This window comes from Streptomyces sp. NPDC002619 (genome assembly GCF_042889305.1).
GTDB lineage: Bacteria > Actinomycetota > Actinomycetes > Streptomycetales > Streptomycetaceae > Streptomyces.
This window is the reverse complement of record NZ_JBIAQV010000003.1, coordinates 282,865-296,102: the sequence shown is the minus strand read 5'-3', so window position 1 is coordinate 296,102 and position 13,238 is coordinate 282,865. Positions and strand designations below refer to the sequence as shown.

Sequence of the window (13,238 nt, the reverse complement as noted above, 5' to 3'; positions counted from 1 at the left end):
TCAGCAGCCGCCGGAGCTGGAGGCCGGGGCGCCGATGCCGATCTGGAGGGTGGTGGGGGTGGCGCAGCATCCGCCGGCGGACTGCTCGGCGTTCTCCGGTTCGTCGAAGAGGCCCGCGCCGCCGCACACGCCGGTCTCCGGAAGGGTGAGTTCGACGCGCTCGGCGGCCTCCTGGTCGCCCGCGATCGCGGCAGTGATGGAACGGACCTGCTCGTAGCCGGTCATGGCGAGGAACGTGGGGGCGCGGCCGTAGGACTTCATGCCGACCAGATAGACGCCCTGCTCGGGGTGCGAGAGCTCGTTCACGCCGTGCGGGTAGACCGTGCCGCAGGAGTGGACGTTCGGGTCGATCAGCGGGGCGAGCGAGGTCGGGGCCTGGAGGCGCTCGTCGAGGCCGAGGCGGACCTCGGACAGGAAGGACAGGTCCGGGCGGAAGCCGGTCAGGGCGATGACCTCGTCGACCGGGTCGAGGCGGCGGCCGTCCTCGGCGACCAGAACCAGGCGACTGTCGGCATCTCGCTCGACGGCCTCGATGCGGAAGCCCGTGGCCGCGCTCGCGTATCCGTTCTCGACGGCGGACTTGGCCCGCAGGCCCAGTGCACCGCGGGCGGGCAGCTGGTCGGCCTCGCCGCCGCCGTAGGTGTTGGCGCTGGTGTCGCGGCGCAGGATCCACAGCGAGTGCGTTCCGTCCTCCTCCTTGGCCAGGTCGGCGAGGTAGGCGAGGGCGGTGAAGGCGGAGGCGCCCGAGCCGACGACGGCTGTGCGCTTGCCTGCGTACCTGGCCCGGACGGCAGGGGCGCCCAGGTCGGGGACGCGGTAGGAGATGCGCTCGGCGACGGTCTTCTCGCCGAGGGCGGGCAGGCCGTCAGCGCCCATCGGGCTGGGGGTGGACCAGGTGCCGGAGGCGTCGATGACGGCGCGGGCGGCGATCCGCTCCTCGTGGCCGTCGGCGAGCTGGATGTGGACGGTGAAGGGCTGCTCCTCGCGACCGGAGTCCACGATGCGATCACGGCCGGCGCGGGCGATACCGGTCACCGTGGCGCCGTAGCGGACCTTGTCGCCGAGGACATCAGCGAGCGGCTGCAGGTACTGCTCGGCCCAGTCGCCGCCGGTGGGGTAGGTGGCACTGTCGGGGTGGGTCCAGCCGGTCGAGGCCAGGAGCTTCTCAGCGGCCGGGTCGATGACCTCGCCCCAGGTGGAGAACAGCCTCACGTGCGACCACTCCCGTACGGCGCTACCGGCAGCGGGGCCGGCTTCCAGGACCAGGGGTTCGATGCCGCGCTCGATGAGATGGGCGGCGGCGGCCAGGCCGATGGGGCCGGCTCCGATGACCACGACGGGCAGCTGGTCGGTGGTGAGCACGCTGTTCATGGACGCGGCCACTGAGTTCCCCTTTGCTTCGACGCTTGTGGATGGCTTGTGCGGCCAGCTTGGCACCTGTATCGATAAACGTCAACATAGACACCTATCTAATTCGGCGGGCGAGTGGGCAATCGTGTCACGGCACGGTCCTCTCGGCTGGGTCAAACTGCACCTCGCCACCCTGGTTCGACGTATGTCAACATAGATACATGTCGAATACGAAGGTGCTGCCGCTGCTGGAGCCCAAGGTCTCGGAGGCCGTGGCGCCGTGCTGCCCGCCGCTCACCGAGCGCCCGCTGACCGCCGAGGAGGCGGAGAAGACCGCCCGGATGTTCAAGGCGCTCGGCGATCCGGTGCGGTTGAGGCTGTTCTCGCTGGTCGCTTCGCACGAAGGCGGCGAGGCGTGCGTGTGCGACATCTCCGACGTCGGCGTCTCGCAGCCGACCGTCTCCCACCACTTGAAGAAGCTCAAGGAAGCCGGGATGCTCACCTCCGAGCGGCGCGGCACCTGGGTCTACTACCGGGTGGAACCGTCGGTGGTCGCGGCGATGGGGCACATGCTCGGCACCATGGGCTGAGCACGCTCTGCAGAGCGGAGGTGAGTTCGTTGAGCGAGTCCGCGGTGGACCGCAAGGCCGTCCACGAGGAGATGGAGCGAGCCCGTACGGCGTTCCACCAGCTCCTCGAACACGCCACCGGGACCGACCTGCGCCGGCTCACCGACGGCACCCGGTGGACCAACGAGCAGTTGCTGTTCCACATGCTCTTCGGCTACATCCTGATCCGGCCCCTGCTGGTCCTGCTACGGGTCTTCGGGCGGCTGCCGCACGGCGCCAGCCGGCTCTTCGCCCGGCTCCTGAACGCTGCCACCAAGCCCTTCGACGTCGTCAACTACCTGGGCCCCGTGGGCGGCGCGAAGGTCCTCGGGCGCCGCCGGATGGGAACGGCATTCGACCGTGTCATCGCCGACCTGCACCGTCGCCTCGACGCCGAGCGGGAACCCGATCTCGCGCTGCTCATGCATTACCCCACCCGTTGGGACCCCTACTTCCGCGATGTCATGACCATCGCGGACCTGTACCGCTACCCGACCGAACACTTCGATTTCCACCGCCGACAGCTCACGCTGAGGGAGGGGCGCTGATCGGGCGGAAGCAGGAGTCAGCCGTTGGAGCTCACGCCTTCAACCGCGTGCGGTGAATGCGAAGCCGGCCAGGGCCAGCACCATCCAGGCCGCGAGGTAGGCGAACGCGGCTGTCGGGGACAGAGCGGTCCACAGGATGCCGGCGACGGCGGAGGCGGCAAGGTTGCCCAGGGACTGCCTGGTGGCCAGCAGGCCGAAGGCCGAACCTCGCGGATCCTGGGGAGCCAGCGCGGCGACGGCGGAATGCTGTGCTGTCTCTACCGCGCCGATGCCGACCCCGGCCAGGACGAACGGGATCGCGAGGAAGGCGATGGCCGCGCCGCTGACCGCGAACAGGTCGTAGGAGACGGCAAATGCCGCGACCCCGGCCGTCAGGACGAGCAGTGGGCCGCGCACACCCAGCCGGTCGGCCAGGCGTCCGGCGGGGACGGAGGCGACGGCCGCGGCAACGTTGTAGGCGGTGTACAGGCCGAGCGCGAGCGTGGTCGCCGTCTTCGTGCCGTGGTCGGGCGTGAGCAGTTCGGTCGTCCGCAGCATCAGCAGCGTCGCGCACAGGCCGCTCGTCGGGCAGCTCGTAGCGCTACTCGTAGTCGGCCAGGTACTCCACCACGTGCTGCGCGTCGGGGTAGGTCTCGCCGCTCTGCGCCGGCATGAGGCGGCCAGGCAGCGAGGAGTACGCGGCCGGGGAGAACAGGCGCAGTGAGTCCCAGGCGTGCTGCCAGGCGCCGCCCGGTGTGGTCTGGGCGTCGAGGATGACGAAGTCGAGGCCCGGACGGCGCAGGTGGTAACCGACGGCGAGCCCGGCCTGACCGCCGCCGATCACCACCACCTGCGTCCTGTGGCTCACTCGGCCGATCGTCCGGGCATGAAGATGAGGGCCACCAGTGCCAGTCCGACCACGGCGCCCACGAGTTGCATGCCGATGAAGCCCAGAACCGAGCCCGGCGCGATGCCCGCGAAGGTGTCGGTGAAGGCGCGGCCGACGGTCACCGCCGGGTTGGCGAAGGACGTCGACGAGGTGAACCAGTACGCGGCGCCGATGTAGGAGGCGACGGCCACGGGCGCGAACTGCAGGCGATCGGCGCGGGCGAGGCCGAAGATCAGCAGGATCAGGCCCGCAGTCGCGACGATCTCACCGAGCAGCAGGTGCCCGGCCGAGCGGTCGTGTGTGGACCACTTCACGAGAGGCTCGCCGAACATCGCATCCGCGAGGATCGCACCCGCGATCGCGCCCACGATCTGCGCGGGCAGATAGACAGCCATCTCGCGCAGGGTTACCCCGGCGCCGCCGCGGCGGGCGGTCCACCACTCGGCCAGCGTGACGACCGGGTTGAAGTGCGCGCCGGAGACCGGGCCGAGCAGCAGGATCAGGATGCCGAGGCCGAAGACGGTGGCCGTGGAGTTGGCCAGCAGTTGCAGGCCGACGTCCTGGGTCAGTTCGGTGGCCTGGATGCCGGAACCGACCACGACCGCCACCAGCAGCGCCGTGCCTATGAGTTCGGCGGCGGCCCGGGCGACCAGCGGGGTACGCGGCGGGGTGGCACCCGGCGCGGGTGCGGGAGCGGCTGGGGCGGACTCCGCGGTGGTGGCGGCTTCGGTGGGGGTCATGGGCAGGCCCTCTTGTTCTCTGCGGCGGCACGAGCGGACTCGGCCAGGTCGGCGAACTGACCGGCGAGCTGGGCGATGACGTCCGGGCGCAGCTTGTAGTACGTGTAGCGGCCGCACGGTTCCGTTTCGACGACCCCGGCTTCGCGCAGCACTCTCAGGTGGTTGGAGAGGTTGGTCTGCCGGGCACCGGTCTCCTCCACAAGGTGGGTGGTGCACAGCGTCTCTTTGGCGAGCAGGGTCACGATCTGGAGCCTGAGCGGGTCGGCCAGTACCCGGATCAGATCAGTGTCGACTGGCGTCATCATGGGCTGATACTGTCACATCAGCGGTGACTGACACCACCGGGTGCTGATATGTCGTACCCGTCCGGTTGCGAGACAAGAGAGACCTCTGATGTCCGACAAGCCCTCCGTGCTGTTCGTCTGTGTCCACAACGCCGGCCGTTCCCAGATGGCCGCAGCGTGGCTGACCCACCTGGCCGGGGACCGTGTCGAGGTCCGCTCCGCCGGCTCCAACCCGGGCGCCGACGTCAACCCGGCCGCCGTCGAGGCCATGGCCGAGGTCGGCATCGACATCTCCGCCGAGGTACCGAAGATGCTCACCGTCGACGCGGTGAAGGAGTCGGACGTCTGCATCACCATGGGCTGCGGCGACACCTGCCCCGTCTTCCCGGGCAAGCGGTACCTGGACTGGGAGTTGGAGGACCCGGCGGGCCAGGGCGTCGAGGCCGTGCGTCCGATCCGGGACGAGATCAAAGTACTGATCGAGGGCCTGATCAAGGAGATCGCGCCGGAGCCCCAGGCATGAGCACGGCGACGGACATACGCAACGTCATCGTCATCGGCTCCGGCCCCGCCGGATACACCGCCGCCCTCTACACCGCCCGCGCCTCGCTGAAGCCGCTGGTCTTCGAGGGCGCGGTCACGGCCGGCGGCGCGCTGGTCCAGACGACCGAGGTGGAGAACTTCCCCGGCTTCCGCGACGGCATCATGGGCCCGGACCTGATGGACAACATGCGGGCCCAGGCCGAGCGCTTCGGCGCCGAGCTGGTCCCGGACGACGTCGTCCAGGTCGACCTGACCGGCACGGTCAAGACCGTCACCGACAGCGCGGGCACGGTCCACCGGGCGAAGGCCGTCATCGTGGCGACCGGCTCGCAGCACCGCAAGCTGAACCTGCCCGGCGAAGACGCGCTGTCCGGCCGTGGCGTGTCGTACTGCGCGACCTGCGACGGCTTCTTCTTCCGCGAGCACGACATCGTGGTGGTCGGCGGCGGCGACACGGCGATGGAGGAAGCCACCTTCCTCTCCCGCTTCGCCCGCTCCGTGACGGTCGTCCACCGCCGCGACACCCTGCGGGCCTCCAAGACCATGCAGGACCGCGCCTTCGCCGACCCGAAGATCTCCTTCGCCTGGAACTGCGTGGTCGCCGAGATCCACGAAGACGGCGGCAAACTCGCCGGGCTCACCCTGCGCGGCACCGTCACCGGTGAGACCTCCCGCCTCCCGGCCACCGGACTCTTCGTCGCCATCGGCCACGACCCGCGCACCGACCTGGTCACCGGCCAGCTGGACCTCGACGACGAGGGCTACCTCAAGGTCGCCTCCCCCTCCACGCGCACGAACATCGCGGGCGTCTTCGGCGCGGGTGACGTGGTCGACCACACCTACCGGCAGGCGATCACCGCGGCCGGCTCCGGCTGCGCGGCCGCCCTCGACGCCGAGCGGTACCTCGCCGCTCTGAGCGACGCCGACACCACAGGCGAGCCTGTCCCGGCTGCCGTCTGACGCCCGGAGAAACATCATGACTCTCAAGAACGTCACCGACGACTCCTTCGAACAGGACGTCCTCACCAGCGACAAGCCGGTCCTGGTCGACTTCTGGGCTGCCTGGTGCGGCCCGTGCCGCCAGCTCGCCCCCTCGCTGGAGGCGATCGCCGCCGAGCACGGCGACAAGATCGAGATCGTCAAGCTCAACATCGACGAGAATCCGGCCATCGCCGCCCGGTACGGCGTCATGTCCATCCCGACGCTGCACCTCTACAAGGGCGGCGAGGTCGTGCAGACCATCGTGGGCGCCAAGCCGAAGGCCGCCCTCGAACGCGAACTCGCCGACCACCTCGCCTGACACGCGACGCCGGTGGGGGCGCCCCCAGAGCCCCCACCGAGCCCCCTTTCTCTGATCTCCGACGGAGGTATCCCGATGGCCGGCAAACGCATCGTCGCCATCGGCGGGAGCGATGCCGTACGAATCAATCGTGCTGTGCGGGCAGCCAACGCTCGACAGAGGCGCGGAGCCCTTCCGACCGGGCACCGCGCGCGACGTAACCGAGGTAGCCGTCAGGGCGTACGCGCCCCTGGACCGCGTCCGGCCACGGGCTCTTTTCGCCGAGCCGGTGGATGCTGATCAGGTCGTCGCGTCCGCGCAGGATTGAGGCGAAGCGGGAGTTGTGGCTCTCGCTCTCCTCGCGGCGCTCCTGCTGATCGCCGTCAATGCGGACACCCACCGGATGATCCCGCTGTTCGCGATCGGGGTGTTCATCGGCTTCACCATCGGCCAGATCGGACTCGTACGGCACTGGGCGCAGCAGCGACCGTCCGGCTGGTTGCGGCGCGCGGCGCTCAACGGTGTCTGCGTGCTGCCGTACCGGCTGAGCCTGTGACTGCCCCAGGCCCAGCCGGTACGCGCCACACCAAGGCAGGAGCTCGGCGCTACGGGCTGACGTCTCGCCGGCTCGTGTCGTCCAGCGACTGGCCGTCACCGTCACGGCATGCTCCCCTCTCTACCGAGCCTTCCGCCGCAGGCACCGGCTCTGACACGCGCCTTACCTGCTCCTGGCACACTGGCCGGATCTCGGCGAAGGAGTACTGCATGTCGATGGTCGGCAACCTGCGCAAAGTCGCCCATCTCGCGCGGCAGGGGCGCCCGGTGGACCTCAGCCACCCGGCCCGCTCCCCGCTCGGCTCCACCGTCGTCAACTGTGTCATCTACCGTGACGGCATCCGCCAGGAGGCCGCCCCCACCGTTGAGGAATCCGTCGCCCGCGTACGCAAACGCGGCCACGGCTTCGTCTGGCTCGGCCTGCACGAGCCCACCAAGACGGAGTTCGCGCGGGTCGCCGAGCTGTTCGGCCTGCACCCGCTCGCCGTCGAGGACGCCGTCCACGCCCATCAACGGCCCAAGGTCGAGCAGTACGACGACGTCCTGTTCGCCGTCTTCAAGTCGGTCGCCTACGTCGAGCACGAAGAACTGACCGCCACCAGCGAGGTCGTCGACACCGGCGAGATCATGGTCTTCGCCGGACCCGACTTCGTGGTGACCGTCCGCCACGGACGCCATGGCTCCCTAGGCCCGCTGCGCGAAGACCTCGAAGCCGACCCGGACCAGCTCGCCAAGGGCCCGGCCGCCGTGCTGCACGCCATTGCCGACCACGTCGTCGACGACTACGTCACCGTCACCGATGCAGTCCAGAACGACATCGACCAGGTGGAAACGGACGTCTTCTCACCCCAAGGCTCCAAGGCCGCCGACGCGGGCCGCATCTACCAGCTCAAGCGCGAACTCCTGGAACTCAAACGGGCCGTGGTGCCCCTCGGCCGCCCCCTGCAGGTGCTGGCCACCGAGCCGACGCGCATCATCGAGCCCGAGATAAGGGCGTACTTCCGCGACGTCGCCGACCACCTGACCCGCGCCACGGAGCAGATCACCGCCTTCGACGCCCTGCTCGACTCCATCCTCCAGGCCCACCTCGCCCAGGTCACCGTCGCCCAGAACGAAGACGCGCGGAAGATCACCGCCTGGGCCGCGATCATCGCCGTACCGACCATGGTGTGCGGCGTCTACGGCATGAACTTCGACCACATGCCCGAACTGCACTGGCGCTTCGGGTACCCGCTCGCCCTCGCCGTCATCGCCACCGCCTGCTTCCTCATCCACCGGGGCTTCAAGCGCAACGGCTGGTTGTGACCGCCCGATGTCGCGCTCGCGCTTGACGTGCCGCGGGTTCATCGTCCGCTGAGTCGGCCGCCCGCTGCCGCTCGGTGTCGCAGGCCACGAAGGCTCCACCGTCATCGCCGGCCTGAACGGTCTGCGCCTGCTGCGCGATGCCGCCCGGCGCCGCGCCCGGGACACCGACCGGTGAGCTGCCGCATCCGCAAGGCCGCCCCCGCTCCGGCGGGGGCGGCCCGCTGCACGGTCACCGTGTGCCGGGGGCGCTGCTGCGGCCCACCCAAGATCCCCGGCCTCGATCACTCTCAGCAGCTCGCCCGGCTCCGCGAGCGCCTCGCCGGACAGGCCCAGGTACGGGTGAGCGGCTGCCTGGACGCCTGCGAGCACGCCAACATCATCGTGATCCAGCCGTCCGCCGAGGGCCGCAAGGCCGGAGGACGGCCCGTGTGGCTCGGGCTGGTCAACGACGAAGACGCCACCGCCGACATCACCGCCTGGATCGAGGCCGGCGGCCCCGGCCTCGCCGACCCGCCCGGAGTCCTCGACCTGTACGCCTTCAGCCCCTCCCGCCGCATCCGCCGGCCCTTGGAAGGCTGACCTCATGCGCGGCCGGGCACGAGCTCACGGGGCGGGCTGGGGGTCGAGGGCGATCAGCAGCACGATGGTGGTGAGCCAGGCGAGCAGGGCGGTAGCCACGAGGTAGGGGCCGTACTTCTTCATGACACGACTTCCTCTCGGGGCAGGGTTCAGCCGAGGCCGAACCAGCCCAGGACGGTCTGCACGAGCAGGATGGTGGACATGCCCGCGACGCCGACCACGACCGTGGTGGCGGCGATGCGGTAGCGGGGGCTGTTGGCCGCCTTGCCCAGCAGGGAGCGGCGGTTGGTGAGGACCAGCAGGTAGACCAGCACGATGGGGCTGATCAGTCCCTGGAGGACCTGGGTGCCGATGAGTAGCTGGATGACGTCGACCGGGGTCATCGCGACCGTGGCGCCGAGGACGATCTGGGCGGTGAACAGGCCCAGGAACAGGGGTGCGTCGCGGAAACTGCGGGAGACGGAGCGTTCCACGCCCGCGGCCTCGCCGATGGCGTAGCTGGCCGACAGCGGCACCACCGCCCCGGCCAGCGCGGAGGCGCCGATCAGGCCGAGAGGGAAGAGGAGTTCGGCGTTCTGTCCGGCGACGGGTTTGAGGGCTTCGGCGGCCTGGGCGGCGGAGTTGAGCGGGCCGGTACCGCCGATGGCGGCGGCGGTGGCGATGATGATGGTCAGGCTGATGAGGCAGGCGAAGACGGCGCCGAGGATGGCGTCGGCGCGGATGAGCTTGTAGTCCTCGGGCTTGGCGCCGCGGTCGACGACGCCTGCGGCCGCGTAGAACTGCATGTACGGACTGACCGTGGTGCCGATCAGGGCGACCGCCAGCAGGATGAAGCTCTTGCTCGGCTCCATGTGCGGGACGACCAGGTGCTTGCCGACCTCGCCCCAGTGCGGGTGGCCGAGGATCATCGCGATCGGGTAGGCGAAGAACGCCAGCGACATGATCAGGAAGATGCGTTCGGCCCACCGGTAGGAGCCGAACAGCACCAGCGACCACAGCAGGATCGCGGCCGGGGGGATGACTGCCCACTTGGGGACGCCGAAGAGTTCGAAGGCGGCGCCGATCCCGGCGAACTCCGAGACGACCAGGCCGGTGTTGGCCAGCAGCAGGCAGAACACCGCGAGCCCGGTCAGCCGCAGGCTGAACTGTTCGCGGATCAGCGCGCCCAGGCCCTTGCCCGTGTGCGCGCCGAGGCGTACGGCCATCTCCTGGACCATGACCAGGGCGATGGTGACCAGCACCATGAAGAAGAGCGTGCCGTAGACGAATTGGGAGCCGGCCGAGGCGTAGGTGGCGATCCCGGCGGCGTCGTTGCCGGCGTTCGCGGCGACGAGGCCGGGCCCGGCGATGGCGGCAACCACAGTGAGGCGTCCCAGGCCCCGCCGCCGGGGGCCGGGGGCGGTCGCGGAGACCGGCGGGGCTGCGGTGGTGTCGAGGTCGCGGGTCACTGCAGGAACCTCCGGAAGTGCAGACGCCCGCGCTCGGGCAGCAGGGTGTCCAGGACGTCGTCGGCCAGAATCCGGCCCAGCGGACGTTCCTGGTCGTCGACGACCAGCAGGGAGGAGGCACGCGAGGCCACCAGCTGTTCGGCAGCCTCGGCCAGGCGGGTGTCGGGGTGCACGGTCGCCGGTGGGCCGAACTGGGCGAGCCAGCCGGTCAGATCGGCGACCTTTGTGGTGTCCTCGGCCACCGCCAGGTCGAACAGCGCGATGTCGGTGACCAGGCGGCCGTCGTCGTCCACCATGGCGATCGCGTCGATCTCGGTACGGTGCTCGGACTGCGCCGCCAGTACGGCGCGGACCTCGGCGACACTCTGCTCGCGTCGGGCGGTGACCAGCAGCGTGGTCATCGCACCGCCCGCCGTGTCCTCCGGGTAGGCCAACAGCCGGCGCAGGTGCGCGGCCTCGGCGGCGGGCATACGCTCCAGCAACCGCTCGCGCTCGTCCTCGTGCAGGTCGCGCAGCGCGTCGACGGCCTCGTCCGGCTCCATCTCCTCCACCAGCCGGGCGGCGTGGGCGGGGTCGGCCTCGCGCAGCAGGTTCTCCAGCTCGGCCGGCTCCATCTCCTCCAACGCATCCGCAGCGGCGGCAGGTTCCAGCATGTGCAGCAACTGCTGCCGCTCGGTCCGGCCGAGGTCTTCGAGCAGATCGGCCAGGTCCGCGGGGCGCAGCTGGTGCAGTGCGCCCCGGGAGGCACGCAGCTGGACCTGCGCGGGGCCGTCGGTGGCGTGTTCGGCGAACGGGGCCATAGCCTGCCAGTCCAGCACCCGCTCCGGGGTCGGGCGGGCCTGCCACCGGCGCGGCCCGAGGCGGCGCAACAGGGTCGGCAGGCTGACATCCACCCCGACCAGCACCACCCGGTCGGCCAGCGGGGCCAGGTACAGGTCGGCGGCACGGGTGACCTGCACCCCGTCGACATCGACGAGCTGATGGTCGAGAACGTCGCGGGCGAGCAGCACCTCACCGGGACGACGCTCGTACTCGCGCAGGTCCAGGCGGGCGCTGCGCAGGGCGACCCGCCCGGCGTGGACCTTCTCCACGGTGCCGGCGGCCAGGAAAGCGTGGCGGCGGCCGACCCGGATGACCAGGCCGGTCACCGGCGGGTAGGGATCGGGGCCGTACAGCCGGGCGACGACGTCGACGACCCGGCCGACTTCCTCCCCGGCCTGGTTGGTGACCGGTCCGCCGATCAGACCTGCGAGCGAGACCAGGGACGCGCGCACCGCCTTGGACGCGGTCGCACGACGCTCCAGATGAACCCGGCGGTTGCGCAGGCGGGCGGTGGTGGACATGAGCAGAGTGTTGGTGGCCAAGGTGAACACCCCCTTGCCCCGACGAGACAGCGGGGCACCGGGCGGCACCAGACAGCACCAAGCGCCCTGACCAGGAGATCTGCGCAGGCCGACCGCCAGGACGGGTAGGCGAGCGCTGGCGGCCGGCAACGGTGCCGGACGGAGGTCAGGGAAGCAGCAGCTGCCTCGTGCCGCGGCAGGACGACGAGGACAACGCGGGTAGGGGCCGACTATGGCCCGGACTACTGTCCATCTCTCGCCTCCTTCCGGCCGGAGACACCGCAGAGGTGTCGCGACGACTCGGCAAGGAGCGGACCAGGACGCGATGCTCCTGGTTCACCCCAACTCGTCAGAGCTTTGGCACTCCACGGCGTGATCCCACCCGTGGGCGGGAAGCCACTTGGCCTCACCCCTTAAGTCGGGGAGAGGTGTCCTGAACCTGGGCGTCTCTCGACGTCGTCGGGTCAGTGGCCTGTGTCCGTGAAGACGCCTCACCGAACGAGGTGCCTCAAACAAACAGCGCACAGCTTACGCCCGCCGCGGTCACCGTCACCCACACGCCTTCACCTTCGGTAAGAGTGGCCGGCAGAGCCACGGCCGACGCGAGACCCGTGCGAACGCGTCGACCCCGCCCTGGTAGCGCGCCGCGGCGTCTCAGCGCCCCGGCCGCTGTTGTCGGATGCGCTGGGCGACTTCGCTGTTCTCGGTCTCCCACCAGGGGCGTACGAGGTCCGGTCTCTGTGCCGGTCCGGCCGCGGATGCCGCCGGGACCAGCTCCGCCTCCAGGCGCCGGTCCAGCGCGGCGGTCTCGGCGCGTTCGGTACGGGCCCACTGCACCAGGATCGCGAGCAGGAAGGGCAGCGCCACCAGCTCGGCGATGCTGATCATCGCGCCGCCGCCGAGCTGCTGGTCATGGAGCACGTCCGGCGCCCAGGACGGGGCATGGTCCCGGTACCAGGCCCCGGCGATGAGGGTGCCGTGGGTCATCACCACGATGCCCGGCACGGCGTCGATGATCCCGTCGAGGAACACCAGCGCCGCCCGGACCGGATGGGTACACCACCCCGGCAGCGCCTCCTCGCGGGTGAGCACCGGCATGACGAACAGGCTTCCGGCGAGCAGCAGGTGCACATACATCACCTCGTGCAGCCAGTCGTTGGCCAGGGCGGTTTCGAAGTACGGGGTGAAGTACACCGTCAGCTCCGTCGTGAGCACCAGAGCCGTACTGACCAGCGGGAAGGTCAGCAGGCGCATCAGGCGCCCGGTCATCACCCGCTGTGCGCGCCCCGCGGCGCGCTCGGGCAGGGCACGGACGGCCAGCCGCAGCGGATCGCCCAGCGCCAGCCCGAGCGGTGCGATCAGGTCGAGCAGGACGTTCTGGACCGCCGCCGGCCAGAACAGCACACGGTCGTACACCGCGAGAGCGGACATCGTTGCCACGACCAGCGTGCCGAGGCCGAGCAACGCGAAGGCGGCGACGCGCGGTACGGGCCAGCGCTCACCCCGGCGCCGGAGCCGCAGCACGCCCCAGCTGTACAGCGCGCCCAGAAGGACGACGAGCAGCAGCGCGGGCACGTCCCATTGCCAGGAGGAGAGCAGCCGTCCTGTGGTGAGCTGCGGCAGACTCCCCATCGCGTTCTACCTCCACGGCATGCCAGATCTGCCCCGGGACTTTACGCCGCACACGACCGTCCCCGGTCGCGCACTCACTGCCATCGCTGTCGTCACACCGAGCTCATACCGAACCCATACCTAGAGCGACGGCTGCGGTCCGCGCCGCCTTCACCA

At 70.3% G+C, this 13,238-nt stretch carries 15 protein-coding genes, 1 pseudogene and 1 riboswitch; of the genes and pseudogenes, 8 read left to right on the top strand and 8 right to left on the bottom strand.

Annotated elements, in window-relative coordinates; genetic code table 11:
* The gene (locus ACFYXB_RS08530) at positions 1 to 1,371 is read right to left on the bottom strand and encodes an NAD(P)-binding domain-containing protein (RefSeq protein WP_389579543.1); all 1,371 of its coding nucleotides are present in this window, start codon (positions 1,369 to 1,371) and stop codon (positions 1 to 3) included.
* Between the two features lie 200 nt (positions 1,372 to 1,571).
* Between ACFYXB_RS08530 and ACFYXB_RS08525 the strand changes: the two genes are divergently transcribed.
* Positions 1,572 to 1,940 (top strand): metalloregulator ArsR/SmtB family transcription factor, encoded by a 369-nt coding sequence (locus tag ACFYXB_RS08525; RefSeq protein ID WP_351349013.1) that lies wholly within the window; start codon positions 1,572 to 1,574, stop codon positions 1,938 to 1,940.
* A 29-nt stretch (positions 1,941 to 1,969) separates the two neighbouring features.
* Complete coding sequence (locus ACFYXB_RS08520) at positions 1,970 to 2,506, top strand: DinB family protein (protein ID WP_389579216.1); 537 nt, start codon at positions 1,970 to 1,972, stop codon at positions 2,504 to 2,506.
* Positions 2,507 to 2,545: 39 nt separating this feature from the next.
* Here the strand turns inward: ACFYXB_RS08520 and ACFYXB_RS08515 are convergent, their stop codons facing one another.
* The 4 genes and pseudogenes from ACFYXB_RS08515 to ACFYXB_RS08500 form a co-directional block, all read right to left on the bottom strand.
* A complete protein-coding gene (locus tag ACFYXB_RS08515; RefSeq protein WP_389579214.1) occupies positions 2,546 to 3,043 on the bottom strand; it encodes an MFS transporter in 498 nt (165 codons plus the stop codon).
* 46 nt (positions 3,044 to 3,089) lie between these two features.
* A pseudogene (locus tag ACFYXB_RS08510) lies at positions 3,090 to 3,353 on the bottom strand (FAD-dependent oxidoreductase); the annotation flags it as partial.
* Positions 3,350 to 4,114: an aquaporin gene (locus ACFYXB_RS08505; protein ID WP_389579210.1), complete on the bottom strand. Its 765-nt coding sequence runs from the start codon at positions 4,112 to 4,114 to the stop codon at positions 3,350 to 3,352. The gene ACFYXB_RS08505 and the pseudogene ACFYXB_RS08510, both read right to left, overlap by 4 nt.
* The gene (locus ACFYXB_RS08500; RefSeq protein ID WP_389579207.1) at positions 4,111 to 4,419 is read right to left on the bottom strand and encodes an ArsR/SmtB family transcription factor; all 309 of its coding nucleotides are present in this window, start codon (positions 4,417 to 4,419) and stop codon (positions 4,111 to 4,113) included. The genes ACFYXB_RS08505 and ACFYXB_RS08500 overlap by 4 nt, the downstream gene beginning before the upstream one ends.
* A gap of 88 nt (positions 4,420 to 4,507) precedes the next feature.
* On the opposite strand from ACFYXB_RS08500, the gene ACFYXB_RS08495 reads away from it, so the two are divergent.
* The 6 genes from ACFYXB_RS08495 to ACFYXB_RS08470 all read left to right on the top strand — a co-directional run bounded on the left by ACFYXB_RS08495 (position 4,508) and on the right by ACFYXB_RS08470 (position 8,659).
* Positions 4,508 to 4,921 (top strand): arsenate reductase ArsC, encoded by a 414-nt coding sequence (locus tag ACFYXB_RS08495; protein WP_351349025.1) that lies wholly within the window; start codon positions 4,508 to 4,510, stop codon positions 4,919 to 4,921.
* On the top strand, positions 4,918 to 5,901 hold the full coding sequence (gene trxB, locus ACFYXB_RS08490; protein ID WP_389579203.1) for a thioredoxin-disulfide reductase: 984 nt from the start codon (positions 4,918 to 4,920) through the stop codon (positions 5,899 to 5,901). The genes ACFYXB_RS08495 and trxB overlap by 4 nt, the downstream gene beginning before the upstream one ends.
* Before the next feature lie 16 nt (positions 5,902 to 5,917).
* On the top strand, positions 5,918 to 6,241 hold the full coding sequence (gene trxA, locus ACFYXB_RS08485; RefSeq protein ID WP_351349030.1) for a thioredoxin: 324 nt from the start codon (positions 5,918 to 5,920) through the stop codon (positions 6,239 to 6,241).
* Between the two features lie 322 nt (positions 6,242 to 6,563).
* Complete coding sequence (locus ACFYXB_RS08480) at positions 6,564 to 6,776, top strand: hypothetical protein (RefSeq protein WP_389579200.1); 213 nt, start codon at positions 6,564 to 6,566, stop codon at positions 6,774 to 6,776.
* 209 nt (positions 6,777 to 6,985) lie between these two features.
* Positions 6,986 to 8,080, top strand: a complete 1,095-nt coding sequence (locus ACFYXB_RS08475; protein ID WP_389579197.1) for a magnesium and cobalt transport protein CorA — start codon at positions 6,986 to 6,988, stop codon at positions 8,078 to 8,080.
* A gap of 171 nt (positions 8,081 to 8,251) precedes the next feature.
* Positions 8,252 to 8,659, top strand: a complete 408-nt coding sequence (locus ACFYXB_RS08470; protein WP_389579195.1) for a (2Fe-2S) ferredoxin domain-containing protein — start codon at positions 8,252 to 8,254, stop codon at positions 8,657 to 8,659.
* A 149-nt stretch (positions 8,660 to 8,808) separates the two neighbouring features.
* Here the strand turns inward: ACFYXB_RS08470 and ACFYXB_RS08465 are convergent, their stop codons facing one another.
* From ACFYXB_RS08465 to ACFYXB_RS08455, 3 genes are all read right to left on the bottom strand, one after another.
* Positions 8,809 to 10,107, bottom strand: coding sequence for an NRAMP family divalent metal transporter (locus ACFYXB_RS08465; RefSeq protein WP_389579194.1), 1,299 nt, complete (start codon positions 10,105 to 10,107; stop codon positions 8,809 to 8,811).
* Entirely contained in the window at positions 10,104 to 11,480 is a 1,377-nt protein-coding gene (locus ACFYXB_RS08460; protein WP_389579192.1) for a magnesium transporter MgtE N-terminal domain-containing protein, read from the bottom strand. Before ACFYXB_RS08460 ends, ACFYXB_RS08465 begins: the two co-directional genes overlap by 4 nt.
* A 303-nt stretch (positions 11,481 to 11,783) precedes the next feature.
* Positions 11,784 to 11,960, bottom strand: a riboswitch (M-box (ykoK) riboswitch).
* A 144-nt stretch (positions 11,961 to 12,104) separates the two neighbouring features.
* Positions 12,105 to 13,082, bottom strand: coding sequence for a cytochrome c oxidase assembly protein (locus ACFYXB_RS08455; RefSeq protein ID WP_389579189.1), 978 nt, complete (start codon positions 13,080 to 13,082; stop codon positions 12,105 to 12,107).
* Between the last annotated feature and the right edge of the window lie 156 nt (positions 13,083 to 13,238).

What these genes read in the sequence shown, in the direction of transcription:
- ACFYXB_RS08530 (WP_389579543.1), bottom strand. Translation starts at nt 1,371, where the DNA reads ATGAACAGCGTGCTCACCACCGACCAGCTGCCCGTCGTGGTCATCGGA.
- ACFYXB_RS08525 (WP_351349013.1), top strand. Translation starts at nt 1,572, where the DNA reads ATGTCGAATACGAAGGTGCTGCCGCTGCTGGAGCCCAAGGTCTCGGAG.
- ACFYXB_RS08515 (WP_389579214.1), bottom strand. Translation starts at nt 3,043, where the DNA reads ATGCTGCGGACGACCGAACTGCTCACGCCCGACCACGGCACGAAGACG.
- ACFYXB_RS08505 (WP_389579210.1), bottom strand. Translation starts at nt 4,114, where the DNA reads ATGACCCCCACCGAAGCCGCCACCACCGCGGAGTCCGCCCCAGCCGCT.
- ACFYXB_RS08500 (WP_389579207.1), bottom strand. Translation starts at nt 4,419, where the DNA reads ATGATGACGCCAGTCGACACTGATCTGATCCGGGTACTGGCCGACCCG.
- ACFYXB_RS08495 (WP_351349025.1), top strand. Translation starts at nt 4,508, where the DNA reads ATGTCCGACAAGCCCTCCGTGCTGTTCGTCTGTGTCCACAACGCCGGC.
- trxB (WP_389579203.1), top strand. Translation starts at nt 4,918, where the DNA reads ATGAGCACGGCGACGGACATACGCAACGTCATCGTCATCGGCTCCGGC.
- trxA (WP_351349030.1), top strand. Translation starts at nt 5,918, where the DNA reads ATGACTCTCAAGAACGTCACCGACGACTCCTTCGAACAGGACGTCCTC.
- ACFYXB_RS08475 (WP_389579197.1), top strand. Translation starts at nt 6,986, where the DNA reads ATGTCGATGGTCGGCAACCTGCGCAAAGTCGCCCATCTCGCGCGGCAG.
- ACFYXB_RS08455 (WP_389579189.1), bottom strand. Translation starts at nt 13,082, where the DNA reads ATGGGGAGTCTGCCGCAGCTCACCACAGGACGGCTGCTCTCCTCCTGG.